Source organism: Psychrobacter sp. 1Y10 (assembly GCF_052259005.1).
GTDB classification, from domain to species: Bacteria; Pseudomonadota; Gammaproteobacteria; order Pseudomonadales; family Moraxellaceae; genus Psychrobacter; species Psychrobacter saeujeotis.
Map to the genome: position 1 here is coordinate 1 of NZ_JBQQES010000001.1, position 25,692 is coordinate 25,692.

Annotated in this window: 23 protein-coding genes; 13 read left to right on the forward strand and 10 right to left on the reverse strand. The window is 42.7% G+C overall.

What is annotated here, in order from left to right; translation table 11 throughout:
- The coding region (locus ACTXGH_RS00005; RefSeq protein WP_439297099.1) for an ABC transporter substrate-binding protein at positions 1–439 on the reverse strand (439 nt) is incomplete at its 3' end.
- A gap of 263 nt (positions 440–702) precedes the next feature.
- On the opposite strand from ACTXGH_RS00005, the gene ACTXGH_RS00010 reads away from it, so the two are divergent.
- The 3 genes from ACTXGH_RS00010 to ACTXGH_RS00020 all read left to right on the forward strand — a co-directional run bounded on the left by ACTXGH_RS00010 (position 703) and on the right by ACTXGH_RS00020 (position 3,853).
- On the forward strand, positions 703–1,500 hold the full coding sequence (locus ACTXGH_RS00010) for a 3-oxoacyl-ACP reductase (RefSeq protein ID WP_439262127.1): 798 nt from the start codon (positions 703–705) through the stop codon (positions 1,498–1,500).
- Positions 1,501–1,662: 162 nt separating this feature from the next.
- Positions 1,663–1,926 carry a hypothetical protein gene (locus ACTXGH_RS00015; RefSeq protein WP_439262125.1) on the forward strand — a complete coding sequence of 88 codons (264 nt, stop codon included), beginning with the start codon at positions 1,663–1,665 and terminating at the stop codon, positions 1,924–1,926.
- A gap of 307 nt (positions 1,927–2,233) precedes the next feature.
- Positions 2,234–3,853, forward strand: a complete 1,620-nt coding sequence (locus tag ACTXGH_RS00020; RefSeq protein ID WP_439262123.1) for an AbgT family transporter — start codon at positions 2,234–2,236, stop codon at positions 3,851–3,853.
- A gap of 146 nt (positions 3,854–3,999) precedes the next feature.
- On the opposite strand, the gene ACTXGH_RS00025 is transcribed toward ACTXGH_RS00020, so the two are convergent.
- Both ACTXGH_RS00025 and ACTXGH_RS00030 read right to left on the reverse strand, forming a co-directional pair.
- Positions 4,000–4,830: a Cof-type HAD-IIB family hydrolase gene (locus ACTXGH_RS00025; protein ID WP_439297098.1), complete on the reverse strand. Its 831-nt coding sequence runs from the start codon at positions 4,828–4,830 to the stop codon at positions 4,000–4,002.
- 84 nt (positions 4,831–4,914) lie between these two features.
- Complete coding sequence (locus tag ACTXGH_RS00030; RefSeq protein ID WP_439297097.1) at positions 4,915–5,769, reverse strand: HAD family hydrolase; 855 nt, start codon at positions 5,767–5,769, stop codon at positions 4,915–4,917.
- 401 nt (positions 5,770–6,170) lie between these two features.
- Here ACTXGH_RS00030 and ACTXGH_RS00035 point away from each other — a divergent pair, with 401 nt between their 5' ends.
- Positions 6,171–6,650, forward strand: coding sequence for a BLUF domain-containing protein (locus ACTXGH_RS00035; protein WP_439297096.1), 480 nt, complete (start codon positions 6,171–6,173; stop codon positions 6,648–6,650).
- 142 nt (positions 6,651–6,792) lie between these two features.
- Here ACTXGH_RS00035 and parC read toward each other — a convergent pair whose 3' ends face one another.
- Positions 6,793–9,084, reverse strand: a complete 2,292-nt coding sequence (gene parC, locus ACTXGH_RS00040) for a DNA topoisomerase IV subunit A (protein WP_439297095.1) — start codon at positions 9,082–9,084, stop codon at positions 6,793–6,795.
- A gap of 470 nt (positions 9,085–9,554) precedes the next feature.
- Here parC and ACTXGH_RS00045 point away from each other — a divergent pair, with 470 nt between their 5' ends.
- The 5 genes from ACTXGH_RS00045 to ACTXGH_RS00065 all read left to right on the forward strand — a co-directional run bounded on the left by ACTXGH_RS00045 (position 9,555) and on the right by ACTXGH_RS00065 (position 16,253).
- Positions 9,555–11,285: an AMP-binding protein gene (locus tag ACTXGH_RS00045; protein ID WP_439297094.1), complete on the forward strand. Its 1,731-nt coding sequence runs from the start codon at positions 9,555–9,557 to the stop codon at positions 11,283–11,285.
- A gap of 505 nt (positions 11,286–11,790) precedes the next feature.
- Positions 11,791–13,515 (forward strand): AMP-binding protein, encoded by a 1,725-nt coding sequence (locus tag ACTXGH_RS00050; protein ID WP_439297101.1) that lies wholly within the window; start codon positions 11,791–11,793, stop codon positions 13,513–13,515.
- Positions 13,516–13,783: 268 nt separating this feature from the next.
- On the forward strand, positions 13,784–14,500 hold the full coding sequence (gene rph / locus ACTXGH_RS00055) for a ribonuclease PH (RefSeq protein WP_439297093.1): 717 nt from the start codon (positions 13,784–13,786) through the stop codon (positions 14,498–14,500).
- Between the two features lie 109 nt (positions 14,501–14,609).
- Complete coding sequence (locus ACTXGH_RS00060; protein WP_439297092.1) at positions 14,610–15,101, forward strand: hypothetical protein; 492 nt, start codon at positions 14,610–14,612, stop codon at positions 15,099–15,101.
- A gap of 246 nt (positions 15,102–15,347) precedes the next feature.
- Positions 15,348–16,253 (forward strand): hypothetical protein, encoded by a 906-nt coding sequence (locus ACTXGH_RS00065; protein ID WP_439297091.1) that lies wholly within the window; start codon positions 15,348–15,350, stop codon positions 16,251–16,253.
- A gap of 134 nt (positions 16,254–16,387) precedes the next feature.
- On the opposite strand, the gene hemJ is transcribed toward ACTXGH_RS00065, so the two are convergent.
- From hemJ to serB, 6 genes are all read right to left on the reverse strand, one after another.
- Positions 16,388–16,822, reverse strand: a complete 435-nt coding sequence (gene hemJ, locus ACTXGH_RS00070) for a protoporphyrinogen oxidase HemJ (protein ID WP_439297090.1) — start codon at positions 16,820–16,822, stop codon at positions 16,388–16,390.
- Between the two features lie 108 nt (positions 16,823–16,930).
- Complete coding sequence (gene bioB, locus ACTXGH_RS00075; RefSeq protein WP_439297089.1) at positions 16,931–18,085, reverse strand: biotin synthase BioB; 1,155 nt, start codon at positions 18,083–18,085, stop codon at positions 16,931–16,933.
- Positions 18,086–18,300: 215 nt separating this feature from the next.
- Positions 18,301–18,807 (reverse strand): SCP2 sterol-binding domain-containing protein, encoded by a 507-nt coding sequence (locus ACTXGH_RS00080; protein ID WP_439297088.1) that lies wholly within the window; start codon positions 18,805–18,807, stop codon positions 18,301–18,303.
- 330 nt (positions 18,808–19,137) lie between these two features.
- Positions 19,138–19,527, reverse strand: a complete 390-nt coding sequence (gene aciT / locus ACTXGH_RS00085; protein WP_439297087.1) for an AciT family ciprofloxacin tolerance protein — start codon at positions 19,525–19,527, stop codon at positions 19,138–19,140.
- Between the two features lie 219 nt (positions 19,528–19,746).
- Positions 19,747–20,787, reverse strand: coding sequence for a DUF368 domain-containing protein (locus tag ACTXGH_RS00090; RefSeq protein ID WP_439297086.1), 1,041 nt, complete (start codon positions 20,785–20,787; stop codon positions 19,747–19,749).
- A 42-nt stretch (positions 20,788–20,829) separates the two neighbouring features.
- On the reverse strand, positions 20,830–22,047 hold the full coding sequence (gene serB, locus ACTXGH_RS00095; RefSeq protein WP_439297085.1) for a phosphoserine phosphatase SerB: 1,218 nt from the start codon (positions 22,045–22,047) through the stop codon (positions 20,830–20,832).
- A gap of 347 nt (positions 22,048–22,394) precedes the next feature.
- Between serB and ACTXGH_RS00100 the strand changes: the two genes are divergently transcribed.
- The 4 genes from ACTXGH_RS00100 (at position 22,395) to ACTXGH_RS00115 (ending at position 25,664) form a co-directional block, all read left to right on the forward strand.
- The gene (locus tag ACTXGH_RS00100) at positions 22,395–23,909 is read left to right on the forward strand and encodes a hypothetical protein (protein WP_439297084.1); all 1,515 of its coding nucleotides are present in this window, start codon (positions 22,395–22,397) and stop codon (positions 23,907–23,909) included.
- A gap of 177 nt (positions 23,910–24,086) precedes the next feature.
- Positions 24,087–24,329, forward strand: a complete 243-nt coding sequence (locus tag ACTXGH_RS00105; RefSeq protein ID WP_299217869.1) for a PA3496 family putative envelope integrity protein — start codon at positions 24,087–24,089, stop codon at positions 24,327–24,329.
- Positions 24,330–24,634: 305 nt separating this feature from the next.
- A complete protein-coding gene (locus ACTXGH_RS00110; protein WP_439262094.1) occupies positions 24,635–25,192 on the forward strand; it encodes a UPF0149 family protein in 558 nt (185 codons plus the stop codon).
- A gap of 34 nt (positions 25,193–25,226) precedes the next feature.
- Positions 25,227–25,664 (forward strand): YbjQ family protein, encoded by a 438-nt coding sequence (locus ACTXGH_RS00115; protein ID WP_439297100.1) that lies wholly within the window; start codon positions 25,227–25,229, stop codon positions 25,662–25,664.
- Positions 25,665–25,692: the final 28 nt, after the last annotated feature.

The following is a 25,692-nucleotide window of genomic DNA, read 5'->3' on the forward strand; positions in this document are numbered from 1 at the left end:
CGACCTTAGTGTTGGTAAATGAGGTATCTAGGTTACTAAAGTTACTAAGTTTTGACTGATCAATCTCTTGTAAAAGAGGTTCATTGGCCATTTTTTCGACATAATAAGTAGAAGGTACTGCTAGGTCGTACTGACTAGAGTCGTCAAGCAGTTTGAGCTTGGCATACATTGCCTCATTGGAGTCAAAGGTGGTGTAATTAACAGAAATACCTGTCTCTTCCTCAAAACCATCAAGAATCTCTTGTGGCATATACTCTGACCAGTTATACAGGTTCAGCGTCTCGTTACTCGCCGCAGCGCTACCATCTACTGCATTGTCAGAGTTGCTACAGCTGGCAAGAGCGAAACCGATCGCAGCCGTTAATAACACTTTTGGCATCACTTTTGTGGCAGGTCGTATCACATTTTTCGCTGCTGATTCAGATGATAATCGGGTCAAAATATTTCTCCTAAAAGGTAATATAAATCAGTATAAACAAGCATATTTATATCTTTATGGTCATGATTTGGGGGTATTTAAAGAGGGACTATAAAATTAGTGACTTTTGTTAATGACTCATCGCAGCATAGCGAGTTGAGTGAAAGTAGCGCTATAAAAATGGCTTGTGAATTATGCTATGATTGTTAGCCTTTATTCAACCATAAATGACGGTTCGACGATTGATAGCTATCAAGGACTATAAAACAATAAAGGATAAGATAATGACTCAGGCTCAAACCGCTATTCCTCATCTGCTCACTGATAAAGTCGCTATTGTCACGGGGGCAAGCCGTGGCCTTGGCGCTCAGATTGCGCAACAAATGGCAGCAGCTGGCGCAGTGGTTTGCGTAAACTATCTCGATAGTAAAGACGCTGCTGAACAGGTAGTAGCCGATATCGAAAAGGCAGGTGGACAAGCATTTGCGTATCAAGGCGATGTCACGGATTTGGCTCAAATGCAGGCCATGGCAGCCGAAGTCATTAAGCGTTATGGACGTATTGATGTGTTGGTTAATAACGCCTTGCCAAGCTACCAGTTTGATCCAAGTGCTGACTATACCAGTATTGAAACGGTTAAATGGACACATTTTTCGCAGCAAATGGATGGTATCGTGCAAGGCGCGGTTAATACGACGCAAGCAGTATTGCCACAGATGAAAACTCAGCAGATGGGTAAGATTATCAATATCTCAACCAACCTTGTCTACAATCCAGTGGTTACTTACTATGATTACACCACGGCTAAATCGGCACTGATAGGCTTAACGCGCAACCTTGCAAGTGAGCTTGGACAGTATGGTATTCGGGTCAACTTGCTGGCAGGCGGACTACTCAAAACCACTGATGCCAGTAGTTTAACGACCGAAGAGGTGTTTGACTATATCGCCACCACGACGCCATTACGTCAAGCGACTTCAGTGGCTGATTTTGCCAATTCAGTGTTGCTTATGTCATCTGATTTGAGCTTAGCTATTACCGGACAGTCCATTGCTGTCGATGGTGGTTTGACAATGCCTTAATAATGCTCCGAAACTTTTAGGCTGTGATTTGCGGCTTTATACCAGTTGCGCATCACGTTACAACGTATCGATTTTATCTGGTATCGACTATATATAAAGCTTTAAAAATGAGCAGATGAACCACTTAATAAGTAACTTGATTGAATTTGAAAGAGAAATGACATGAATAACCGTAAGCGTGCTGGGATTATTGCTGCATTGATTGGTCTAGTAGGCTTTATGGCGATGTTTAATGCAGGCTCGCCGACCTCTATTGTGGACTGGCCAGTTGAAACTTATATGGGCTTGGCCTTTACCATTGGTTGGTTAAGTAGCGTACCTAATTGGTTGGCCTATGTACTGGCAGCGCTGGTGCTTATATTAATAGTGGCAGGGTTTTATAAAATTGGTGGTTGGATATATAGTTTGATAACCCGTAAACGTTAGGTGCTGGCGTAGTATTGTCTTCAATGTATCTCTATTATTGTGAAATGACGGTACTTAATTAACCCTTACATATTATTGATTGGCGATAGGTTAGAGATATTCTAATCTATCGCTTTTTTTATTTTTAATAACAAGTTTTGATTAGCTGTAATTTTGGTATTACCAAATATTGCAAAAAATTTGTTTTATAGGCCAAAACTGTTTGTTTCTGTTTCTCAATTATGTTTCAATCGCAACCTTTTATCGATGTTTTCATACACTTTAAACTATCTCAACAGTATCTAACTTTTGAATGGAGCAATGCGCTATGCAAGGAAGTAATTCGCCAAATGGCAGTCCGCCACCCAATGATTTTGATGCAGCAGAACAAAACTCTCGTATGCAAAAGTTTTTGAGGGGCGTCGAGTGGCTCGGTAATTTATTACCGCACCCTGTTATTTTATTCGTTTGGATGTCGGTGCTGTTGTTGGTGCTCTCAGCGGTCATGTCATACTTTGGCGTGTCAGTGATTGACCCAAGACCAGAGGGTACCAGCGGACGTAGCGCTGATGGCATGATTGAAGTCGTCAACTTATTGAACGGTGAGGGCTTGGCTCGCATTGTTGAAAATCTTGTGACCAACTTTACTGGCTTTGTGCCGCTTGGTACGGTACTGGTCGCCTTGCTCGGTGTTGGTATTGCTGAACACTCTGGCATGATCTCAGCTGCGCTACGCGGTCTAGTCATGAATGCCCCTAAAAAGATGGTCACCTTTACTATCGTGTTTGCTGGCATCATGTCAAACACGGCAGCTGAGCTGGGTTATGTGGTATTAATACCACTGGCGGCAGTGATTTTCCACTCGCTAGGTAGACACCCTTTGGCAGGTCTAGCAGCAGCGTTTGCTGGGGTATCGGGCGGTTATAGTGCCAACTTGTTACTAGGCACAGTAGATCCTTTATTATCAGGGATTACCCAAGAAGCGGCGCGTATCATCGATCCGGCTTATATCGTTGGTGCAGAGGCCAACTGGTACTTTATGATCGCCAGTACCTTTTTAATCAGTGGTCTGGGTTACTTTGTCACTGAAAAAATCGTTGAGCCAAGCTTAGGGGAGTATAACCCCAAAGATGCTGATGATGCCTCGGTACTTGAGACGCAAATCGAAAAAGTATCGGCGCTTGAGAAAAAGGGTCTACTGTGGGCCGGTATCAGCATGCTCGTATTTTGCTTATTGCTGGCGTGGACAGTAGTGCCTGCCGATGGCATCTTGCGAAATGCGGAAACTGGTCTGGTATCAGGATCGCCATTCTTAAAAGGTATTGTGGTCTTTATTTTTGTGTTCTTTGCGATACCAGGTTATATTTACGGGAAGATCACTGGCAGCATCAAAAGCAATCAAGACGTCGTCGATGCCATGAGTAACGCCATGAGCTCATTGAGTATTTATATCGTTTTGGTATTTTTTGCAGCACAGTTTACCGCGTTCTTCAAATGGTCAAACTTGGGCTCAGTAATGGCGGTATCTGGCGCGACTTTTTTGAGCGATATTGGCCTAACTGGACCTTTGCTGCTGGTTGGTTTTATCCTAATCTGTGGTTTGGTCAACCTCATGCTCGGCTCGGCATCAGCACAGTGGGCGGTGACCGCACCTATCTTTGTGCCCATGTTGATGCTCACAGGTTATGCGCCAGAGATGATTCAGGCAGCCTATCGTATCGGTGATTCGACCACCAACATTATCACGCCTATGATGAGCTATTTCGGTCTTATTTTGGCCGTGGCTATGCGCTATAAAAGAGACACTGGGGTCGGGACTTTGATGGCAATGATGTTGCCATACTCGATGGCCTTTTTGATTGGTTGGACAATCTTGTTCTCTGTTTGGGTATTTGTACTGGGTCTGCCTGTAGGGCCGGGTGCAGAGACATTTTATCCTGCTCAATGAATAGATTTAAAGGCTATATAGCTGCTAAATAATCATTAAAACTTAATGTTGTTTTGAAATTAAAAAGCCCTTATCAGTGTCTGATAAGGGCTTTTGTTTAGCCATTAAAAAAGCTATCTCAACGGTTTGGTCTGATTCCGTTCTATTTACGATGCTATCTTAAGCTGTTTAATCACCGCTTGTATTCCGTGCTCTTCAATCGTACCAGTGACGAAATCTGCACGCTCAATCAGAGCAGGCTGCGCATCGCCCATTGCTACCGCATAGCCGACCAAGTCAAACATCTCTAAATCATTAAATCCATCACCGAATGCCATACAATCGCGCGCGTCAATAGCAAAATGCTGGCACAGATCTGTGATGCCCCTTGCCTTGGATGCATTGACTGGTAGTATGTCTGCGCCAATATGATGCCAATGTACCAATTTTAATTCATCCTGAGCAAAGTCGATCTCTTGCATTTGGTCTTGTTGATTGTTAAAAAATACCGAACATTGATAGACCGTGTTTGACTTATAATACTCCGGATCAAGGATAGAGTTGGGCGTTATAGCATTGTATTCACGCAAACGCTCATTTTCATGTGACCATGCAATGTGAGTCGCTGAGTCAAATTTATGAATAATTTCACTTTTTTGGCACAGTAATACAATCTTGTCAGTCTGCGCATCTGATAACGGATAATGACTGATGATACCGTCTTTGTTAAAGCTGTATTGTCCATTCATACAGATAATAGCGTCCAACACGTCGGCATCAAGTAAGGCTAAGATATCAGGAGGTAAGATCGCTTTAGAACGTCCTGTCGAGATGACCAATTTGATATCAGTCTTTGCAAGTGCTTCAAGGGTTGCTTTGTTATGTTCGGCAATAATGCCTTTGCGACTGAGCGTATCATCGATATCAAAAAAAATAATTTTGGGGGTGGGTACTTCAGTATCGGGCCGTGCGCCGCTCGCTTTGTATTCAGTAAACATGGTTATCCTTGGTTTTTGTATTTTTTCTCTATCGTCTAGCTTATGTCATTTGGCTTTTTTTACAGAATATCATCTTAAACACTATTATACTGCTTTACCTGTTTGAGCCTGTAGAATAGGGTTCAATACCGTCTGAATACCTTGCTCTTCGATAGTGCCAGTGATGAAATCAGCGCGCGCCTTTAACTCGTCTTTACCATCACCCATTGCTACCGCAAAGCCAACCAAATCAAACATTTCTAAATCATTTAACCCATCACCAAATGCTATACAGTCGGCCGCATCAATACCAAAATACTGGCAGACGTCTAAAATTCCACGTGCTTTTGAGGCGTCAATAGGTAAGATATCACCGACAATCTCATGCCAGTGTACTAGCTTTAAATTCTGCTCAGCAAAGTTGACGTTTTGCATTTTGTCGTCTTGATTGTCGAAAAATACCGAGCACTGATAGACAGTGTTATATTTGCAATATTCAGGGTCAATAATGCTACAGCTTTTGATTTTGTCGTGATATCTGTCTTGCCACTCGTGCTCATCCGACCACACAATCTGCGATTCGGCATCAAACTTATAAACCAAATTGCTTTGTTGGCATAGCTCTGCAATGGTTGTAGCTTGTTCGCTTGATAATGGATAATCGCTGATTATGTATTGATTATTGAAGCTATATTGTCCATTCATACAGATAACCGCATCCAAAACATCCGCCTCGAGTAAGGCTAAGATATCAAGGGGCAAGATTGCTTTTGAACGTCCCGTTGAGATGACCAGTTTAATATCTAAGTTTGATTTGGCGAGCGCTTCAAGCGTGGCTTTGTTATGCGGGGCAATCTCACCGTTACGGCTTAGCGTATCATCGATATCAAAAAAGATCATTTTTGGGATGGGGATAGTGTTATGCCTATCAGCATTCACAGCTTTATCTACAATAAACATGATTATCCTTTATATTTTAAACACTACTATGAATGGCGACCATATATCGCTTGATACTGCTTTTATGAGGGTGTTTTTCATTATGTGTTTTATTCTACATGGTAAGTAGTACGGCAGTACATAGGTTCTGACCAAGTTATGTAACATGTTGATTATTTTATTATTTATAGGGGTTATACATGCATATTCAAGGTATGCTATTCGCGTAGGCTGTGCTTTTAGTCCAGCATTTTGCACCGACTATATATCAGAAAGAAAATGAGATGGTATATACGATAGATACAACTCTAAGAAATCATGATAGATAAAAAATCGGTCGAAATCCAAAAGCTTTATTGATTATATTTTATAATAAAGGTGTATCTTTAGTTTATATAAGCATTTTATAAATAAGGTTTCTTATGCATACAACGACAAGCCCTACTTCAGAAAGCAAAAAAAGAAATGGTGAGCATATTCTGATCAACATGACATATATTGCCAAGAATATCGACCTAGATTCGGGAGTCGAGCTGACTCGTGCACTTGAGTATTGGCGAAGATATTTTGAAGATAACAATATAGTTTCAGCTTTAGTCATTAGTGAAGGTTATTTCGTTCAAAGTTTTCAAGGAACAAGGCCTGCTATCAATACGGCCTTAGGAAAAATACTTGACGAGCATTCAACCATTTTTCCTAATATCGTTAATATAGATGAAATAGAAGCGCGTCAATGGAGTGGGTTTTTAATTAAACATCTAAAATCAAGCGCTGAAGATGAAGAGTATGCCTTAAAAAGCTTCTCAGCAGGTTCTGATTATAATCCCTATCTAATGACAAGTACTCAGATTGAAAGCTTTTTGACAGCAGTTTTTGAAGATAGCAAATCCAGCAAGTTTTAGACCAGTAGTGTCTTTTCACTATACCGATCATCTGTTTTAGCTTGCATAAAAAAGCCGTCTATACCTTATGTGTAGACGGCTTTTTGTCAAAAGTATTGTGAGCTGCAAATGTTAGAGATTAAAGCATGAAGTATAGCTATTATCACCCAACCGCAACACTCGTCACATTCTGAAAGCCTCTTGGCAACTGTCCACCACGATTACCACGACTGCCTGTATAATTGGCTAAATCATTGGGTTTTAGCGTCACATGACGTTTACCAGCGGTAATGATTAGGCTGTCTTGCTGACTGAGTGGCGTGATGGCAAGCACTTCTTCACCGTCTTTTAATTTAATCAGCTTATTACCTTTACCACGAGCCTGTTCAGGCAAATCATCAAGAGCAAATATCAATAGATAACCGGCATTGGTCACCACAGCAATGTGATCAGGAGTATTGGTTGGCGCTGCGCTATCATTGGCTTGTACATTAGTATCAATCCGTACAACAGGTAACAGCTTACTATTCGCTGATAGAGTGATAATTTTCTTACCAGCTTTTTGATTGCTATCAAGATTGCCAAGCGTATTGACAAACCCATAACCTTGCGAGCTGGCAAGGACGATGCGCTGGTCATTAGCGCCCGTTAATAGCTGCTCAAAGCTAGCACCTGCTGGAGGTTTTAGCACACTGGTCAGCGGATCCCCTTGACCACGAGCAGAAGCAAGGTTGTGCGCATCAATACTATAGCTGCGACCGGTGCTATCAAGCACGTAGATCTTTTCGTTAGACTTGCCACGTGCATACGCTTGATAGCTGTCACCTGAGCGATAACTCATACCAGTCGCATCGACGTCATGACCTTTGGCAGCGCGAATCCAGCCAGCTTTTGATAGTATGGCAGTAATAGGCTCACTTGGCACCAGATCTGACTCTTTTAACGCTTGTGCCTCTTCGCGTTCTGCTAATGGCGACATACGATCGTTGCCGTGTTCTTTCATGTCGGCGGTAAGCTCTTCAATCATCAGGTTGGTCAAGCTGTCTGGGTTATCCAAGTACTCTTGAATAGTGGCGCGCTCAGCTGCTAGCTCGTCTTGCTCGCGGCGCAGCTCAATCTCTTCTAGCCTTGCCAGCTGACGCAGACGTATATCCAAGATAGCATTGGCTTGTATGTCAGTCAGATCATAGCCTTGCATTAATGCTGACTTTGGATCGTCTTCTTCACGAATAATACGAATCACTTCATCAATGTTCAGATAAGCGATTAGCAACCCTGCAAGGATATGCAAGCGTTTATCTATTTTATCGAGACGATATTGTAAGCGGCGGGTGATCACTGAGCGACGACAGACTAGCCATTCGTCTAAAATCTCTTTGAGGTTTTTCACCTGCGGTTTACCATTTAGGCCGATCATGTTCATATTGACGCGGTAATTGCTTTCTAGATCAGTACTGGCAAACAAATGACTCATGACGCGCTCGACATCGACGCGGGTAGATTTTAGCTCTAGGACGATACGGCAAGCGTTTTCATGGTCTGATTCATCACGAATATCGGTAATCCAAGGCAGTTTTTTGTCCATCATCAGCTTAGCGATTTGCTCTTGGATTTTGTTGCCTGAGACTTGGTAGGGCAGTGCATCGATAATGACAAGATTTTTCTCTTTGCTATCGATATGATAGGTTGCGCGCATTTTATAGCTGCCACGACCGCTTTCATACATCGCCTGTAAGTCTTTTTTACTGGTGATGATTTCAGCAGGCGTTGGCAAATCAGGTGCTGGTATCGATTGGGTTAATTGTTTAACAGACAGATCTGGGTTTTTCAGCAAACGAATGGCTGCACGTACCACTTCATTAAGGTTGTGCGGCGGGATGTCTGTTGCCATACCGACGGCGATACCAGTCGTACCGTTTAATAAAATATTAGGCAGGCGAGCGGGCAGAGTAACGGGTTCTTGCATGGTGCCATCGAAATTGTCTTGCCAATCGACCGTCCCTTGACCGAGCTCTGTCAGCAGGGTATTAGCATAAGCAGACATTTTGGCTTCGGTATAACGCATGGCTGCAAAGGATTTGGGATCATCAGGGCTACCCCAGTTGCCTTGACCCGTGATGAGCGGATAGCGATAACTAAACGGCTGCGCCATCAGTACCATGGCCTCATAACAGGCGCTATCGCCATGTGGATGATATTTACCCAGCACATCACCGACGGTACGTGCAGATTTTTTGGCTTTGGCAGAGGACTTTAGGCCAAGCTCACTCATAGCATAGACGATGCGGCGCTGGACAGGTTTGAGGCCATCGGCAATATTTGGCAGTGCACGATCCATGATGACGTACATGGCATAGTTTAGGTAAGCTTGTTCAGTGAATTCCGCCACTGAACGGGTATCCATTGGCTCACTTGGGAGAATGGGAGCAATCGTATTATCAATAACATCGGACATAAAGTAGGTTTCGCTTCTGTGTTTTTAATTAGTATGGTTTGTATAGCACATATTATGTGCCGCACTGCATTGGCGCAAAATTAATATAAGAATAAGGTAGCGTTATCCTAAAGGATATTACATCAATTAAAAAGGGATAATCTAGAATAGACGACAGGTCATGACGTGCTGATATAGGCTGATATAGTAGTGCCCACTATATACGAGCTTACGATGCATACGTCGTCATGTAGTAATATTCGAGTAACATTATAGGAGAGTAACTCGCTATTTTATGCTAAAAATCGATGTAAAAAACGCTCAAATTTATCATGAATACTATTGATTTAATAGAGAATAATAAACGTCAAGTAACTTTGCGAACTCTGGTGCCAATATTTTGTATTGAGTAGTGTGTATAAAGTGTGTATGTTAAAGAACAAAGGGGTATTTACCACTGAATGCGTCAATTCATTAGGAGAAACAAGATTATGGATGATCAAGTCAATTTAACCCGTCGTAACGACAAAGTCTGGCTCAAAACTTATGAAGCGCTTGGGCTAACGTACGATATTGACATGCCAAGCGATGACACCTCACTGATTGATATCTTTGAGCAAAGCTTTCTTAAGCACGGTGATAAGACGGCATTCGTCTGCATGGGCTCTTCAATCACTTTTAAAGAAGTAGACTTATATAGCCGTCAAGTTGCCGCTTATTTACAATCACTTGGGCTGGTCAAAGGCGATAAAGTTGCCGTCATGATGCCCAATATTTTGCAGCTGCCCGTTACCGTCATTGGTGTACTGCGAGCAGGTCTGACCTTAGTCAATGTCAATCCACTATATACCACAAAAGAGCTTGAGCACCAGCTGACTGACTCTGAGTCTAAAGCACTTATCTTAGTCGAAAATTTTGCCAAAACTTATCAAGATATTGGTCGCAACGTGGTGGATCATGTGGTCATCACTGGTATGGGCGATCTGATGGGCACATTAAAAGGCCTTATGGTCAATACAGTTGTGCGTCACGTCAAAAAAATGGTACCGCCATACCAAATTGCCAACAGTGTCGAGTTTAAAGACATGCTTAAGCAAAGCTCGGCAGGTAAGTATCAGCGACCAAACAATATTAGTCTTAGCGACGTGGCTGTATTGCAGTATACCGGCGGTACAACTGGCGTGGCTAAAGGTGCCATGCTAACGCACAAAAACTTAGTGGCCAACCTTATTCAGTCCGATACCTTTTTGGGTAGTGCTTTTGATGAGTTTGAGAGTAGTAACGAGCAGCCTGTCATCATGACCGCTTTACCGCTATATCATATTTTCTCTTTTACCGTCTGCGGTATGTTTGGGATTTATCGCGGTTGTATCGGCTTATTGGTACCCAATCCACGTGACCTTGATAGTTTATTAAAAGCTTATAAAAACAATCCACCAGCATTTTTTCCAGCAGTAAATACACTATTTAACGCACTGGCTAACAACGATGAATTTAAGTCGATGGATCATAGTAAGCTACGCACGTCGATGGGCGGCGGTATGGCAGTCCTTAGCTCAACGGCAGAAAAATGGCGTCAGGTAACGGGCAATATTATCGTTCAAGGTTACGGGTTGTCTGAGACGTCACCAGTTGCAACGGCCAATCCACATAATAGTGCTACGTTCACAGGTAACATTGGCGTACCGATGCCAGGTACTGATGTTGCAATCTTAGATGAAGCGGGTAATGAGCTTGAGCTGGGTGAGCGCGGCGAGATTAGCGTTCGTGGCCCGCAGGTTATGAAAGGCTACTGGAATCGCGATGAGGCGACTCGTGAAGTGATGACCGATGATGGTTTTTTTCGTACTGGCGATATTGGGATTATGGATGAAGAAGGCTATGTCACCATCGTTGATCGTAAAAAGAACATGATTTTGGTTTCAGGCTTTAATGTTTATCCGAATGAAGTCGAAGAAGTGATGGCTGGTCATCCAAAGATTTTAGAGTGCGGTGTCATTGGTGTTGAGGATGAGAAGAGTGGCGAGGTTCCAAAAATATTCGTCGTACGCCAAGATGATAGTCTTACTAAAGAAGATGTTCTTGCCTACGCTAAAGAGCATTTGACTGGCTATAAACGCCCACGTCATGTTGAATTTATTGATGAGCTACCAAAATCGAACGTTGGTAAAATTTTGCATAAAGACTTGCGTAAGCTTGAAGAAGCAAATCAGGCATCTTAATATGCGATATTTGAATGCGGTTGGAGGATTTGGCTGTCATAGATAGCGGATGTTTAAACAATACTATTTGTATGGATAATGGTGAGACTGTATAAAGACGGTCTCACCATTTTTATTGAGAACTAGTTGCAGTATGCACAATAATAAGCGCAGTATGAGTCGCTGTTATTTATAAGCCACTATCACGAGAAATATTCTAATAAAGGGATTTAAGCGCCTTCTATACACACTTATAGAGAGTTTTTTGCAAAACTGTTATAGTACGGACGCATACAATCAGGTGGACATTGGTTATTATTGTCTGGTTTTTAGTGACTTTGTGTTCACAAATAATGATTTATAAACCCAATACTTTTATCATTATTATATTATTCTACGTTTTTAATTGTAGTACTTAGGAAAAGTTATGACTGACCATGCCAACAACAGCGGTACTAATAAAAACGCGCCAGACCAAGCGTCTGTCACTGATGGTAATGACCATGCGCATAAAAACGAACAAATGATGTCGGATATGACAGCGTTTCCTACTATGCCAACCATTCCAAGTGATAGACCATGGCTTGATGCTTATGAGCGTTATGGTATCGATGCAACTATCGATATGCCTGATGATGAGACCTCTTTGCTTGAAGTGTTTGAACGTAACTTTCGTCGTTATGGACAAAAAACTGCTTACCTCTGTATGGGCGCATCCATTACTTTCAAACAATTGGACCTTTATAGCCGTCAAATCGCCAGCTACTTACAATCGCTAGGTTTAGTTAAAGGTGACAAAGTTGGGATAATGATGCCCAATATTTTGCAGTATCCGATTGTTATGCTTGGTATCATCCGCGCAGGTATGGTATTGGTCAATGTCAATCCGCTATATACTAGCCGTGAGCTATCACATCAGCTACATGACAGCGGGGCAAAAGCAATATTTATCGTTGAGAATTTTGCAAAAACATACCAAGATGCTGAAGATAAAGGCCAAGTAGAGCATGTGATTGTCTGTAAGATTGGTGACATGCTGGGCTCAGTCAAAGGGAGGGTGGTCAATCTAGTTGCACGCCATATCAAAAAGATGATTCCAGCGTATAATTTGCCTAATAGCACAAGCTTTAAACAAGCGCTAGGAGCGGTATCTGCCAGCAAATATAAGCGTCCCGACTTATCATTGGATGATGTGGCGTTGTTACAATATACTGGCGGTACGACAGGTGTGGCGAAGGGTGCTATGCTGTCACATGGTAACTTAGTTGCCAACATGCTACAGATCAGCGTGCTTATCAATAGTGCTTTTGAAGATGACATCAATAGCGACGATGTGATCTTGACCGCTTTACCATTGTATCATGTGTTCTCGTTTATGGTCTGCGGCATGTATGGTATGTATCAAGGTTTTACAGGTCTATTAATACCGAATCCGCGCGATTTAGATGGTCTGATCAAAGAGATGGATAAATATAAACCATCATTTATTCCTGCCGTAAATACCTTGTTTAATGGCTTGGTGCATAAAGACAGCTTTGCCAAATTGGATTTTTCCAATCTTAAAGCAGCTATTGGCGGCGGTATGTCAGTATTGCCAAGCGTGGCAAAAGAGTGGCATAAAATCACAGGCCTGCCTATTGTAGAAGGTTATGGTCTATCGGAAACCTCACCCGTGGTCGCTTTTAATCCGATGACCATTGCAGAGTTTACAGGCAAGATTGGTATTCCAGCGTCTAGTACTGATATTGTACTAATTGATGAAGAAGAAAACGAAGTCGCTATTGGTGAGCGCGGTGAGATTTGTGTCAAGGGGCCACAGGTGATGATCGGCTACCAAAATCGTCCTGATGAGACAGCCAACACCTTCACAAAAACCGGTTACCTAAAAACAGGTGATATCGGTATCATGGACGAAAAAGGCTTTATCAAGATTGTCGATCGCAAAAAAGACATGATCATCGTCTCAGGCTTCAATGTCTATCCAAATGAGATTGAAGAGGCCATGAGTGAGCATTCAGGCATCGTAGAGTGCGGCGCCATTGGCATACCGAGTGATGAGCGCGGTGAAGACCCCAAATTGTTTGTGGTCAAAAAAGGCGATGTCACTGAAAAAGAGCTGCTCGATTTTGGTAAAAAGCAGTTAACTGGCTACAAGCGTCCGCGTCATATCCAGTTCGTCGATGAGCTGCCAAAATCAAACGTTGGTAAAATTTTGCGTAAAGAGTTACGTAAAATGGAAGGACTAGAATAGAGCGCCGGTGAGCGTTGTAGAAAATGCTTGCTTTACTCTCATTGTGTTTTTTGTCAAAATCACCACGTAATAACAAGTACTTATATTGCTATTGCGTGGCTGTCACGTTAGGATATCTCAGGTTTTGGGTCTGCTAGTGTTTGTCATGTCTGATACTTAAACACTTTTTAATGGCTTTTTTAGTATAACTAACGGTTCAAAAAGCCATTGGCAGACCGCTATTCTTATTTTATACCACTGCTTTTATAACATCGTCTTAGGGAATTTTATGCGTATTGATAACCGTGAGCTTGACCAACTTCGCTCGATCAGCTTTGAGCGCCACTATACCAAACATGCTGAAGGGTCAGTGTTGGTTAGTTTTGGCGATACCAAAGTGTTGTGTACGGCAAGCGTCGAATCAGGGGTTCCACGCTGGCTAAAAGGCAAAGGCAAAGGTTGGATTACCGCTGAATACGGCATGTTACCGCGCGCAACCAACACTCGCAATCAGCGTGAAGCCGCCCGCGGTAAGCAGTCTGGTCGTACTCAAGAGATTCAGCGTCTCATCGGTCGTAGCCTCCGTGCCATGATTGATCTTAATAAACTTGGCGAAAACACCATTTATCTCGATTGTGATGTATTGCAGGCAGATGGTGGCACACGTACCGCTAGTGTGACTGGTGCTGCTATTGCTTTGATTGATGCGCTTGAAAGCATTCAAAAAACCAAAAAACTAAAAGCTGATCCCCTGATTGGTCTGGTCGCTGCAATCTCTGTCGGTATGAAAGATGGTAAAGCTTATCTAGACTTAAATTATGAAGAAGATGCCAGCTGTGATACGGATCTAAACGTCGTTATGACGCAAAAGGGTGAGTTTATTGAGCTGCAAGGTACTGCTGAAGAAAAGCCGTTTACCCGTGCCCAAGCTGATGATATGTTAATCCTTGCTGAAAAAGGAATCGCTGAGCTTATCAAAATGCAACAAACCGCCCTTAGCTGGTAGATTTTTTATAAGAACTATCTAATATAAATTATAAGCAGCTGTTCAACTCAATATATAAATAACTGATGTGTTTATTCGTCAATGGGTAGCAATCGATAGGTAATGATGCATGTTAAAGCTAACCGATGATGGTGCCAAAATTACCTTACAGAATCAGCCCCCATCAAAGGACAACGGGCTGTTTTGGTTCGGCTCAGCATTGCTGGTTGGTGCTGTGGCAGTGGCCTTAGCGATGAGTCTACTGCCAGAGCGCCTAGCAATTGGCGCACTGGCTTTTTTGATTATAGGCAGTTTTATCTTTAATCGACAGCGCCAACAGCGTAAAAAATCTATGAGCGGCGATATCAGTAGCGGTGTCTTGTGGGTACGTGTAGGCGAGCTGGTACACGACAGTAATGGTCGACGTGATCATATTACGCTCAGCGACGGTGATAAAGTTACCTTGTTTGGCGAGCAGCTCCAAATTGTCGATACAGATAACGTACGTAAATACCATATCAGTGGCTTCGATACTGTCCAAGAAGCGCAAGCAACCAAAGCGATATTAGAAGGACAAGCCCTCAATAAGCGTCATGTCAATATTAAAATGAACGGGGATTGAGTCTCTTATCAATCGATTTTTAGTCAGCGATTTTTAAACAAAAAAGCCATCTGTAAATAGGTGGCTTTTTCTTTATTGTTTTTTTACAGACCAATGCCAACCTACCTTTTATCTTGCTTTTTGTACCTTTTATCATTTAAAAGTGTTGAATAAAGCTTGCAGCCTCTTACCTAAATGGTTTATAACTAAAAACTAAGGCGTGTTGAATATTCATCAACACTATTGCTGTCTTAAAAGGAGCTGGTCATGCCGCTATCGTCGGTTATTACCTCAGATAAAACAAATTCATATAAAGATAAAATGTCATTGTATAAAGCATCGTGGTATCAAGTGTCGTCTACTCAAGCCAGCACTGTTAAAAAGTTTCCTGTAGGGCCTTTTTTCATAAAAAGAACCTCTATTAGCGCATTGTTGTTACTGTTGAGTAGTGTAAGTTACGTGCATGCCGATAGTATGAGCGATCTTATCGCACAAAAGACAGCTCAACCTAATCTGGCAGTACCGCGTGCTAAAATAAATACACGCTCGACCATCCAGCGTACCCGTACCAACTATTCAACCGTTAACAACACGAGTCGCTTTAACGCTCAGCCGACACCCAATACGCATACCTACAATCAGCCGCCGCAAATTACGTCCAGATCAAAGTCATTTTATCGCTATCCAAAAATTCAGCGGCAAGCGCCGGCTGTCTTGCCTGCATTTTTATCAGGTAATTACGATAACGTCGATAGTGAGTATCTGCCACTGCTGAGCAGTGCTGAAAATCAGAGCAGTACGGCTGCACGAGAGGTGATTAGTACGGCACGTAAGATGGCACTGAACGAGCGTGCTATCATTCAAGGCGGCTGCTGGGATTATCTAAATGAGGTATTTAAGCGAGCAGGGGTCACCCGTGACACTGTCCATAAAGGCGCTTATAGACAAGGCCCTTATGCCAATAGTAATGAGATTGAGATTGGTGATTGGCTTTATTATATCAACCATGGCTACAACGGGGTTGAACATAGCGGGCTGTTTGTCGGCTGGGTTGATGAAGCAGCCAAGCAAGCGCTGATACTCAGTTATGCTGGGGAAAATCGCCGCGAACCTGCGCGCTACCGTGTTTATGATTTGAGTAATGTATATCAAATCATGCGTCCAACTATCTAAGTAGCCCAACTATCTAAGTAGTACATGCAATATCTTTCAAATACTAAAAAACGCCCGTGACTGATAGAGGTTACGGACGTTTTTTAGCGTTTAGTAAAAAGCGCTGTTCATTTGACTAAAATTTATAAATAAGCCTAGAACGGTTTGACGACCACTAAGATGACGATAATGACCAAGGCAAAAACTGGTATTTCATTAAACCAGCGCCAAAATTTATGGGTTTTATAATGCGGATTATCAATCAGTTTTTTTCGATAAAAACCACATGCGCCGTGGTAGGCTGACAATAAAATCACCAAAAAAATCTTCACATGTAGCCAGCCTTGAGTTTTATATACTTCCCAGCCAAGCGCTACCATCCATAGACCCAAAATCCACGTCGCTATCATTGATGGGGTCATGATACCGCGATATAGCTTACGCTCCATCACAATAAAACGCTCTTGACTGATCAGATCATCACTCATAGCATGATAGACAAAAAGCCTTGGCAGATAAAAAATCGCTGCAAACCAGCAGACCATTGCAATAATATGTGCCGCTTTAATCCAATTAAAATAATCTGGCATAGTTTTTCTCTTGTTCTCTCGTCAATACTTTTATACGTCATATATAGACGCGGGCAAGCTTAACGCAGATTAATGGGTAATGGTAGCAGCACATCGTAAAGACAAGCTCTATTCTGCCAGCACCACTTGCGATTGATGTCCACTCATCGCATCCATAACAGGCACTTGCTTAGGTGCTCTTGGTGCTGCAATTTGTGCAGTCAAGCCAAGCTCTCGCATAAGCCTGTTATCATTAGACTGGCTAGCATTGCCTGTCGTTAATAGCTTATCACCATAAAAGAATGAATTGGCACCTGCCATAAAGGCCAAAGCCTGCTCAGCGTCGGATAAGCTTTCGCGTCCAGCAGATAGACGTACATAGCTGCTCGGACAGCAGATACGTGTTACCGCAATCGTGCGAATCCATTCCAGCACCGATAGCTCACCCTCTGCCAGTACTTTATCACCGATTGGAGTGCCTGCGATCGGGACGAGCAAGTTAACAGGAATAGATTCGGGTGCTTTGGGCATTTTAAGTAACTCATGTACCCAATCTATGCGATCATCACGGCTCTCACCCATACCCACAATATTGCCGCTACAGACATTGATACCCGAGTCGCGTACGTGCGTTAGTGTATCGAGCCGCTCATCATAGCTACGCGTACTGACTACTTCTTCGTAGTAACGGCGCGAGGTGTCTAGATTGTGATTATAATAATCCAATCCTGCATCAGCCAATCGAGCGGCTTGATCAGGGTTTAGCATACCAAGCGTCATACAAGTCTCAAGGCCCAAGCTTTTGACTTCTTTGACCAGCTCGACCACATAAGGCATGTCTTTGGCACTCGGATGCTTCCATGCAGCACCCATACAAAACCGCGATGAGCCACTGGCTTTAGCGCGTTTGGCCGCTGCAATCACCTTATCAACTTCTAAGCGTTTTTCTGCTTGAAGTTTGGTTTTATCCCGATGGTGACCTGACTGCGAACAATAGCCACAATCTTCAGGACAGTTGCCTGTCTTAATGGATAATAAGGTGCTAATTTGCACTTCATTAGCCTCGAAGTTTTGACGGTGGATGGTTTGTGCTTGTAATAATAGATCCATCAGGGGTAGATCAAACAGCTGCGCAATGTGCTCACGACTGTATTTGACTGCCGAGGTATTTGTTACTGTGGTTGCGCTGCCCGCCGACCGTAAGCTGGATGTGGAATGCGAGTCAATATTAGTATTATTGTTGGCTTGATGGTTAGGTTCTTGGATAGAAAGCAGTCCTGCCATGGGTTAAGTCCTTTCAAGATAAGATGAGACAAAATCAGATAAGCTAGAATAGTCATCTGATAATAAGACAATAAAAAAGGTTGCGATAACCGTAGTATACCGCAACCTTTTCATAAAATCAGAACGCTATTAACAACATTAACAGATAGCGTTTAAAGACAGGCTAATGCCCGTAACCTTGTAAATACAGACTGTCTTTTTAACGGTACCATGTATTATTTACCGACTTTGTGCTTAGCCACACCAATCCAATGATTGGCAAATTGCTGCGCTTTATAAGCATAAGGTTTTGCTCTTTGAATGTAAGGTTTATAGTCTTCTGGAATAGTAGGTACGATGTGTTTAGCAAGCTTATTGAACCACATCATTAAGCTGTAATCACCCTCTATACTTAAGTTACCTTCTTGAACTGCTGTCATAAAGGCGGGCAGATTGCCTTTAGATAACAGCTTAACCCCGGTCATTGAGTCTTTAAAGTTAATCGTTAAATCTGGCTCATCGGCATGACCACTACGCTGACTAAACGTCCCATTATCAAAGTCAAAATGACGCGCAACGTTTGCTTCAACACTAGCGATTTCGATGGTAACTTTACGGTCAGCCAAAAGCTTTTTGATATCTTCATCATCACTGTCAGCAAGCATAGACAAGCGATAGCCAACCACAGCCAACATCATGTCTAAAGGGTCAGATTTGATATCTAATACAGGAATAGTAAACATAGTCAGTCTCCTAAAATAAGTATAACAATAAGTGTAAAAAATGTAGGATTACAATAAAAGTAACTTTATAAAGTAGCTTTATATTGGTTTGTACTACAATTTGTAGGTAGAGTATAAACTATCTTCTACCCTTAATACTTTAGTAGTTGCGTAGAAGGCATTAGATATCGTGTAACAATACCTTGAATCAAAAGTAACTTTATTAATGAACAAGTTGGTACATACCATATTGACAGATAAAGATACTTATACTAAAAAACAGTCGCGATAAAAAATGCGCCTATATTGGGCGCAATTATTAAAATAAGTCATATATCTCAAAAGGCATTACTAAAAACGCGGCTGATAGTGATCATCATAGATCGGCGTATGCTCAACGTAGCGTGCGGCAGCTCGTTTACGCTCTTGCTGCACGGTACGGCTCACATCATCGTAACGTAGCGCGCGATATAACACCCAACCAGCTAGTGGCAGCCAACTGATACCAAATGCTGCAACATAACTATGCCAATCAGATAAGCCAGAACCACTCATCAACGCGCTATGTAACATCTCAACACTTAGCCAATATATCATACCACCGAGCACATACCATAGTAGCCAACGCTGCGAAGTTAAAGCAATCGCTATAATAAAGCTTGCCAATAGACCATAGCCAAGTAGCGCACTACCGTCTAACGTATCTATACCAGCAACTGAAAATATAGTCAAAAACATCATTCATCTCGCTATTCATAAGGTGAATTTCAATAAGACTATTATGCTGGTTTACCGTAAAAAGCTGAATGGGGTAGAGGCGACTTTACGACAACGGTTGTCGTCTGATTTATGGTGGCTGTTTTATAGACTAAGAAGGTTTAATATAAAAAGTAAGCGCCTTATGATTAGGCGCTTACAATAAAGTATTATAAAAAATCAAGCCATATTAAATGGTTGGGATTATTGCTTGATCGGTTGTACGCGCTTGGTACGATTGCCCCACCACGACAGTGCTGATACCAATATTGCCCCAAGTAACATTAGTCCTAATGTCGTCAGCCAGTGTGCGCCCGCAGGATATTGCCACGGGGCAACGTTATTGATCGCCTCATTATTTAAAGTACCTAAAGCATCTACTTTCCATGGCCATACCTTGACCAGTGAGCCGGCAATAAAGCCAGTAAGCAGTGCTAATGTTCCTTGATAATATCGCGACAATAACCATTTAAGCACACGCGTGAAGATGAGTAGCCCAGTTGCCATTCCTGCCATTAAGGTAAGAATAACCGTCAGATTAAACGTATGGACGGCTTCCAATACCGTATCGTAAGCGCCCATCAGCAACAAGATAAATGACCCTGAAATACCAGGAAGTATCATCGCACAAATGGCAATTGCACCTGCAAGGAATAGATACGGTAAGCTTGGCGCCGTAGCGAGCAGGGGTAAGTTGCTGATCACAACCGCTGTCACAATACCAATGACAAATAACCCCGCCCGTGCCGCATTCCACCGTTTTATTTCACTCAATAAAATAACGACAGTCGCAATCACTAAACCAAAGAAGAACGACCAGATAAGCAAAGGCTGATTGTCCAGTAAATGCTTGATTAGACCTGCTAAAGTGGCAAAGCTTGTGGCAATACCTAATAGCAAAAATAGCAAAAATGTCGCATCGACTTGTCGCCAGACGGCAAGTAAACCTTTGATACCGCCATGCTGACGAAATACTTGCCAAAGGCTTGGGCCAATACTACCCAATGCATTAATTAGGCGCTCATAGATACCTGCAATCAAGGCGATAGTACCGCCCGAAACACCAGGTACGATATCAGCTGCGCCCATTGCCATACCTTTAATGTAGACCGCCACCAACTGCTTTGGATTGTCTGCACCGGATAGGTTGGCAGATGGGGTAGCTGACAGATCTGATAATGGCGCTGCATCAGTCTTCGCGTTTGATGACGGCGTGTCTGGCCGCGGAGTTTGTGATGCCGTCATGGACATTCCTTTCTAAAAATAAAAATAAGTGTTAATCGGCTACTAGTTTGAGAGGAGTGCAGGATACCCAAGTGCATAGAGTACGCCTTCAAGACCTGTGACGTTTACCGCTGCATCAGCACGGGCTTGGACAATAGATTTTGCATGATAAGCAACACCCAAATCGGCATTGGCCATCATGGGTAAGTCGTTTGCGCCATCACCAACGCAGACCACTTGTGACATCTCTATGCCCATACGCTCAGCAATATGCGCAACAATAGACGCTTTTTTGGCACCATTGACGATAGGCATCTGCACATGACCAGTCACTTCGTCCTCTTCGATATCTAAGTTGTTGGCATGGACTTCGTCAATCCCCAATTGTTCAGCGACATAACGGGCAAAATAAGTAAAACCACCAGAGAGCAGTACCGTGTGGTAGCCCAGTGCTTTAAAAGCACTGATAGTGGTACGAGCACCTGTCGATAAGGTCAGACGCGCGCAAATATCATCCAATACTGTAGTAGAGATGCCTTCTAGTAATGAGACGCGCTGCACAAAGGATTCATCAAAATCAATTTCACCACGCATAGCGGCTTCTGTGATGGTTTCTACTTGCTCACCAACACCAGCAGTCTTTGCCAGCTCAACGATGACTTCTTGTTCGATCAAGGTTGAGTCCATATCGAAGCAGACAAGCTTATGCGTGCGCAGCATATGACCAATAGATAAGATGTGGCAGTCGACTACATTCATGCTGTCAATGCCCAGATTTTGGACACCACTATCCTCTTTTGCTAGATAGTTCTCTGCTAAGTCGTGACGCAGACGAGTCGTCAGCTGATCATCAATGATGTGAGCGGCGGCTGTTTTCTTGCCAGGATGCATGAGCGTATCATTGACAGGAACCAATAAATAACGAAATACTTGAGCGGGGACAAACGGCTGTTTGGTATCATCGTCGATGCCGGAGACAGAATTGGTGTCAGTCACAGCTTTAGAAATGGTAATATCTACAAAGCTTGCCTCCGTATCTTCTGCCACTGTTACCAAATGCCAGCTTGGCTGCTCATCGACCCAAGACTGTACATATTGATGAATATCAAGCGCGTGCATATGCGCTGGTAATACGACAATCAATGCAAATACAGGGAGAGATTGGAGCGTATCGAAGTCTAGCAGATTGGTATCGTCAGGCAATAGTGACGCGACAGAATCTACAGCTTGTTGCCATGCTTTGCTGTCTTTTGGTAACGAGTAAGGCGTATTTTTTGGCATGTCTCAATTGTCCCTTGTGTGCGCAGTTAAGATTAGGAATAATAACAGTTTTACCGTGTATCGCCTATACATGACGCACAAAGTATAACAGTTGAATAATAATGCTATTATCTTGAGTATATTGACCGAATATCGTAAATGATTAAATGTATACTGATAGATAAACCTATGATGACCATTATGGTGATATTATAGACAATACCAGTTGGTCGACTGCTTGTATGATAGTCGGTAGTGCGGTTAAATAAGACTCGTTTGAGTTAAAATGATTAGTAGCATACTTTTCCAAAAAATGAGCAACAGTCTCGTTTTTTTAACTTCTCCCATTCAAAAAAGTTTAACATATCATGACGTATTTAGCGCCGCGGCAAGGGTTGTTTGCCATTATCATTCTAGTCAGTTTTTGTTTGCAGACTTTACTGCTGGTCATCAGCACCGATCAGCAGCTGACGACCAGTCGTGAGCAAAAGGGTGAGCAAATGGTCGCCCAGCTGATCGATGAGGCGCGTTTGTCTTTAGAAAACGAAGACCGCGTAAGCTTAAGTGTCATCGCCAATCGCTATACTAGCGAGCAGGACGTGGCGCGCATCGTCATCAAAGATAGCAATGATGAGATTTTAGTACCAGTCGGCAATGCTCCGATGCAGCAAGGCGATACCATTAGCCAGATGGCAACCAAAGGTGATGCCGTTATTGGTAGTGTCGCGTTGACCCTAAAAGACATCAGTAAGGGTGAGATTATCGCGATGCAATGGCCATTTGTCATCGGCTCGCTGGTATTGCATCTTTTCTTGTGGCTGCTGTATGGTTATGTGGCTCGTCCAACCAAAGAGCAAATCAATGCATTGAGCCGAGATATTCAAGATTTGCACCGCGAACAATATATTCAATCTGGTCAATTGAGCTATGGGCGTGCGCCTAATGAAAATTATGCTGAAAAAAGAGATGCCATGGGCGATGATGTTCATCATACTGCCGATACAAGCGATTATGAGACGGCTAAAACTGGCAAAGTGAACACTGCTGGTATCCATAATGAGCTCAACGCGTATCTAAAGTCGCAGCAAGCCAATACTGCTGATCAGCAAACAAGCTCTAACGCATCAACTGACGCCGCGCAAGGCAGACAGTCAAACAACGCTGACAGCACAGTTCAGCATACAGACGATATGCAGACTAGCGCAGGTGTCGACAGTAGTCACACTCATAAATTTACCAGCAGCTCATCAAAGCTGTCTGCGACACGCACTTTTGATACAGTCAGTGTGCAAATTATGTTTCACGATGAATACAACATGCTAGAGCGCCTTGCTCCTGAAATGAGAATGCCTTATTTGGCGTTATGCACTCAATTATTAAATCAAGCAATGACAGAGCTACTCAGGCAGCCACTACTGCTTGGCGTCAGTGCGGTGAATGAGCCACATTTTGATGAAAGTGGGGCATGTGCAATACTTAAAGCTGATAACAGTCATGCAAAAGCTGCTCTAGCTGGCGTTATGCTAGGGAAGTTGTATTTAATGCTCAATAAAATCATTCATGAAAAGCATATTGAGCTGTCAAGATTTGCGTTGCCAGCTAAAGTGGGTGTCAGTGACGAAGACCAAGCACAAGCAATGAGACAACTACTCAATAGCGTTGGTAGAAAGGAACAAATGCTGATTCTATTACCCAATGCTGGACTCAAACAAATCGGTAGTCATGTTCAGGTACAAAGCTTAAAGCGTCCAACAACGGTATATGAGCGTGAATGTGCGGTCTTTGATGGTGGTAATGACGCCATGATACAACGGTTAGCGACTGTCCGTAATGCAGTGTTAATGTCAGGTGTCGAAGAAGAAGAGCAAAGCGTTACCAATTAATTTTTAATAGACTACTGTCTATCAATAAAAGATAAATTAAACCAACTCGTAACCAAAGATGTTCCTTTATAATCAGCAATAGGCGTAAAAAGGATTGACAAGAGGCGAGCGAAACTTTATAAGGCATAAGTATATCGATGTGTTTTGAATTTATTGCCCAAATAATAGGAGTTTGTCATGAGTGATACTGATATCGATGATGATTTTGATGGCGAATTTGCCGATGACGATGATGCAAAAATGGTCGAAGAAGCAGAGACCAGTGTTCGCACCCGTCTAAGTAGCCTTGAAAAACGTCGTTTGATTGATAACTTATTAGAAGAAAAGCGTCTGGCCAAAGCACTAAAAGATGAGCTAGATGATCTAGGTGATGATGACGACGATGACTTTGATGATGATTGGGATGATGATGACCTTTAAGCATTTTTAGACCTTTGACTATAGATCGATCAATAAGCAGAAAGCAAAAATCATTAACGAGGTTACATAGTAAGCGTAACAATCTATCGACAGCTAACCGTGCTAAGCTGAACCTATTTTACTGACTGTTATGACTGTTATGACTGTTATGACTGTTATTCATAAAAGCCAATATGGTCTTTAGTAGCATAGTCTTTTGCAAATAGTGTGCTGATCAATTGTCAGGTCGATTATCCCTCATTAGAGATAATCCAATTTTTTATGTGCGTTGTCACCTCAATTACCGATTCAAGGATAAGTATTCCATGAGTAATCAATTAAGCTTTGATGAGCTGTTAGACTTCTTAGACAATCAAGAAAGCCAGTTTGTGCTCGACAGTGTCGCCACCCATGGTTTTTTGACTGCTACCGTGATAGGGCGTCCGCTACCAAACTGGATAGATGCGTTGTTTGAAGGACACGCCAGTGAAGTGCCAGACAACGTAGTCGATGGTATACGTCGCTGGCGCGACTCTATCATGGCTGAGCTAAAAAACGAGACACCTATCGAGCTGCCTTTTGGTGAAGATGCGGGCAATGAAGAAGTCGCCGTCGACTTTTCAGATGAGTCAGATATCGTGGCATGGTCAATTGGGTTTGTAGATGCTATGTATGGTGATGAAGCCAGTAATTGGTTTGAAGATGAAGATACAGCTGAGGATGTTGCTGTACTAACCCTACCTATGATCGTGCTAAGCGGTATCGATGATGAAGATCCCGAGCTTGCCGACATGCGCGCTGACCAAGACAAAATGGTACAGATGGTAAACAGTATTGAAGGTAACTTAACCGAGTTGTTTTTATTGTTCCATACTAATGATTAATTTTATAAGTCACTGCTAAGGTAATACCATGGCTATGCAACTCTCCAATCTTGAGCACTTACCCAACTATCAAATCACTGAACGCTTAGATGTCGTTTATGGTAGTACGGTACGCTCAAAACATGTCGGCAAAGACTTGTTTGCTGGATTTAAAAATATCGTTGGCGGCGAGCTGACAGCTTATACTGAGCTGCTAGAAGAGTCACGTCAAGAAGCGATTGATCGTATGGTGGTCAAGGCAGAAGCATTAGGCGCAGATGCGATCGTCGGTTTACGTTTTTCGACATCGAGTATTGCACAAGGAGCCTCAGAGTTGTTTGTCTATGGTACGGCTGTTAAAGCGATACGTATGCAACCGAATATGTCGTCTCAACCACCGCATTATCCTTCTAACGATTATCATTCCAGCGAATCATCAAGCACCGCGCAAACCCCAACTGATGAGTTACCACGTTTTAATCCTTTTGGTTAATGATAGTGAACCAACTGCAAAACTCTTG

What these genes read in the sequence shown, in the direction of transcription:
- serB (WP_439297085.1), bottom strand. Translation starts at nt 22,047, where the DNA reads ATGCCAAAAAATACGCCTTACTCGTTACCAAAAGACAGCAAAGCATGG.
- ACTXGH_RS00090 (WP_439297086.1), bottom strand. Translation starts at nt 20,787, where the DNA reads ATGACGGCATCACAAACTCCGCGGCCAGACACGCCGTCATCAAACGCG.
- ACTXGH_RS00025 (WP_439297098.1), bottom strand. Translation starts at nt 4,830, where the DNA reads ATGTTTACTGAATACAAAGCGAGCGGCGCACGGCCCGATACTGAAGTA.
- ACTXGH_RS00050 (WP_439297101.1), top strand. Translation starts at nt 11,791, where the DNA reads ATGTCGGATATGACAGCGTTTCCTACTATGCCAACCATTCCAAGTGAT.
- ACTXGH_RS00100 (WP_439297084.1), top strand. Translation starts at nt 22,395, where the DNA reads ATGACGTATTTAGCGCCGCGGCAAGGGTTGTTTGCCATTATCATTCTA.
- ACTXGH_RS00030 (WP_439297097.1), bottom strand. Translation starts at nt 5,769, where the DNA reads ATGTTTATTGTAGATAAAGCTGTGAATGCTGATAGGCATAACACTATC.
- ACTXGH_RS00015 (WP_439262125.1), top strand. Translation starts at nt 1,663, where the DNA reads ATGAATAACCGTAAGCGTGCTGGGATTATTGCTGCATTGATTGGTCTA.
- ACTXGH_RS00035 (WP_439297096.1), top strand. Translation starts at nt 6,171, where the DNA reads ATGCATACAACGACAAGCCCTACTTCAGAAAGCAAAAAAAGAAATGGT.
- ACTXGH_RS00115 (WP_439297100.1), top strand. Translation starts at nt 25,227, where the DNA reads ATGCAACTCTCCAATCTTGAGCACTTACCCAACTATCAAATCACTGAA.
- ACTXGH_RS00105 (WP_299217869.1), top strand. Translation starts at nt 24,087, where the DNA reads ATGAGTGATACTGATATCGATGATGATTTTGATGGCGAATTTGCCGAT.
- hemJ (WP_439297090.1), bottom strand. Translation starts at nt 16,822, where the DNA reads ATGCCAGATTATTTTAATTGGATTAAAGCGGCACATATTATTGCAATG.
- ACTXGH_RS00010 (WP_439262127.1), top strand. Translation starts at nt 703, where the DNA reads ATGACTCAGGCTCAAACCGCTATTCCTCATCTGCTCACTGATAAAGTC.
- ACTXGH_RS00110 (WP_439262094.1), top strand. Translation starts at nt 24,635, where the DNA reads ATGAGTAATCAATTAAGCTTTGATGAGCTGTTAGACTTCTTAGACAAT.
- ACTXGH_RS00080 (WP_439297088.1), bottom strand. Translation starts at nt 18,807, where the DNA reads ATGTTTACTATTCCTGTATTAGATATCAAATCTGACCCTTTAGACATG.
- ACTXGH_RS00060 (WP_439297092.1), top strand. Translation starts at nt 14,610, where the DNA reads ATGTTAAAGCTAACCGATGATGGTGCCAAAATTACCTTACAGAATCAG.
- rph (WP_439297093.1), top strand. Translation starts at nt 13,784, where the DNA reads ATGCGTATTGATAACCGTGAGCTTGACCAACTTCGCTCGATCAGCTTT.
- ACTXGH_RS00020 (WP_439262123.1), top strand. Translation starts at nt 2,234, where the DNA reads ATGCAAGGAAGTAATTCGCCAAATGGCAGTCCGCCACCCAATGATTTT.
- bioB (WP_439297089.1), bottom strand. Translation starts at nt 18,085, where the DNA reads ATGGCAGGACTGCTTTCTATCCAAGAACCTAACCATCAAGCCAACAAT.
- aciT (WP_439297087.1), bottom strand. Translation starts at nt 19,527, where the DNA reads ATGATGTTTTTGACTATATTTTCAGTTGCTGGTATAGATACGTTAGAC.
- ACTXGH_RS00045 (WP_439297094.1), top strand. Translation starts at nt 9,555, where the DNA reads ATGGATGATCAAGTCAATTTAACCCGTCGTAACGACAAAGTCTGGCTC.
- ACTXGH_RS00065 (WP_439297091.1), top strand. Translation starts at nt 15,348, where the DNA reads ATGCCGCTATCGTCGGTTATTACCTCAGATAAAACAAATTCATATAAA.
- parC (WP_439297095.1), bottom strand. Translation starts at nt 9,084, where the DNA reads ATGTCCGATGTTATTGATAATACGATTGCTCCCATTCTCCCAAGTGAG.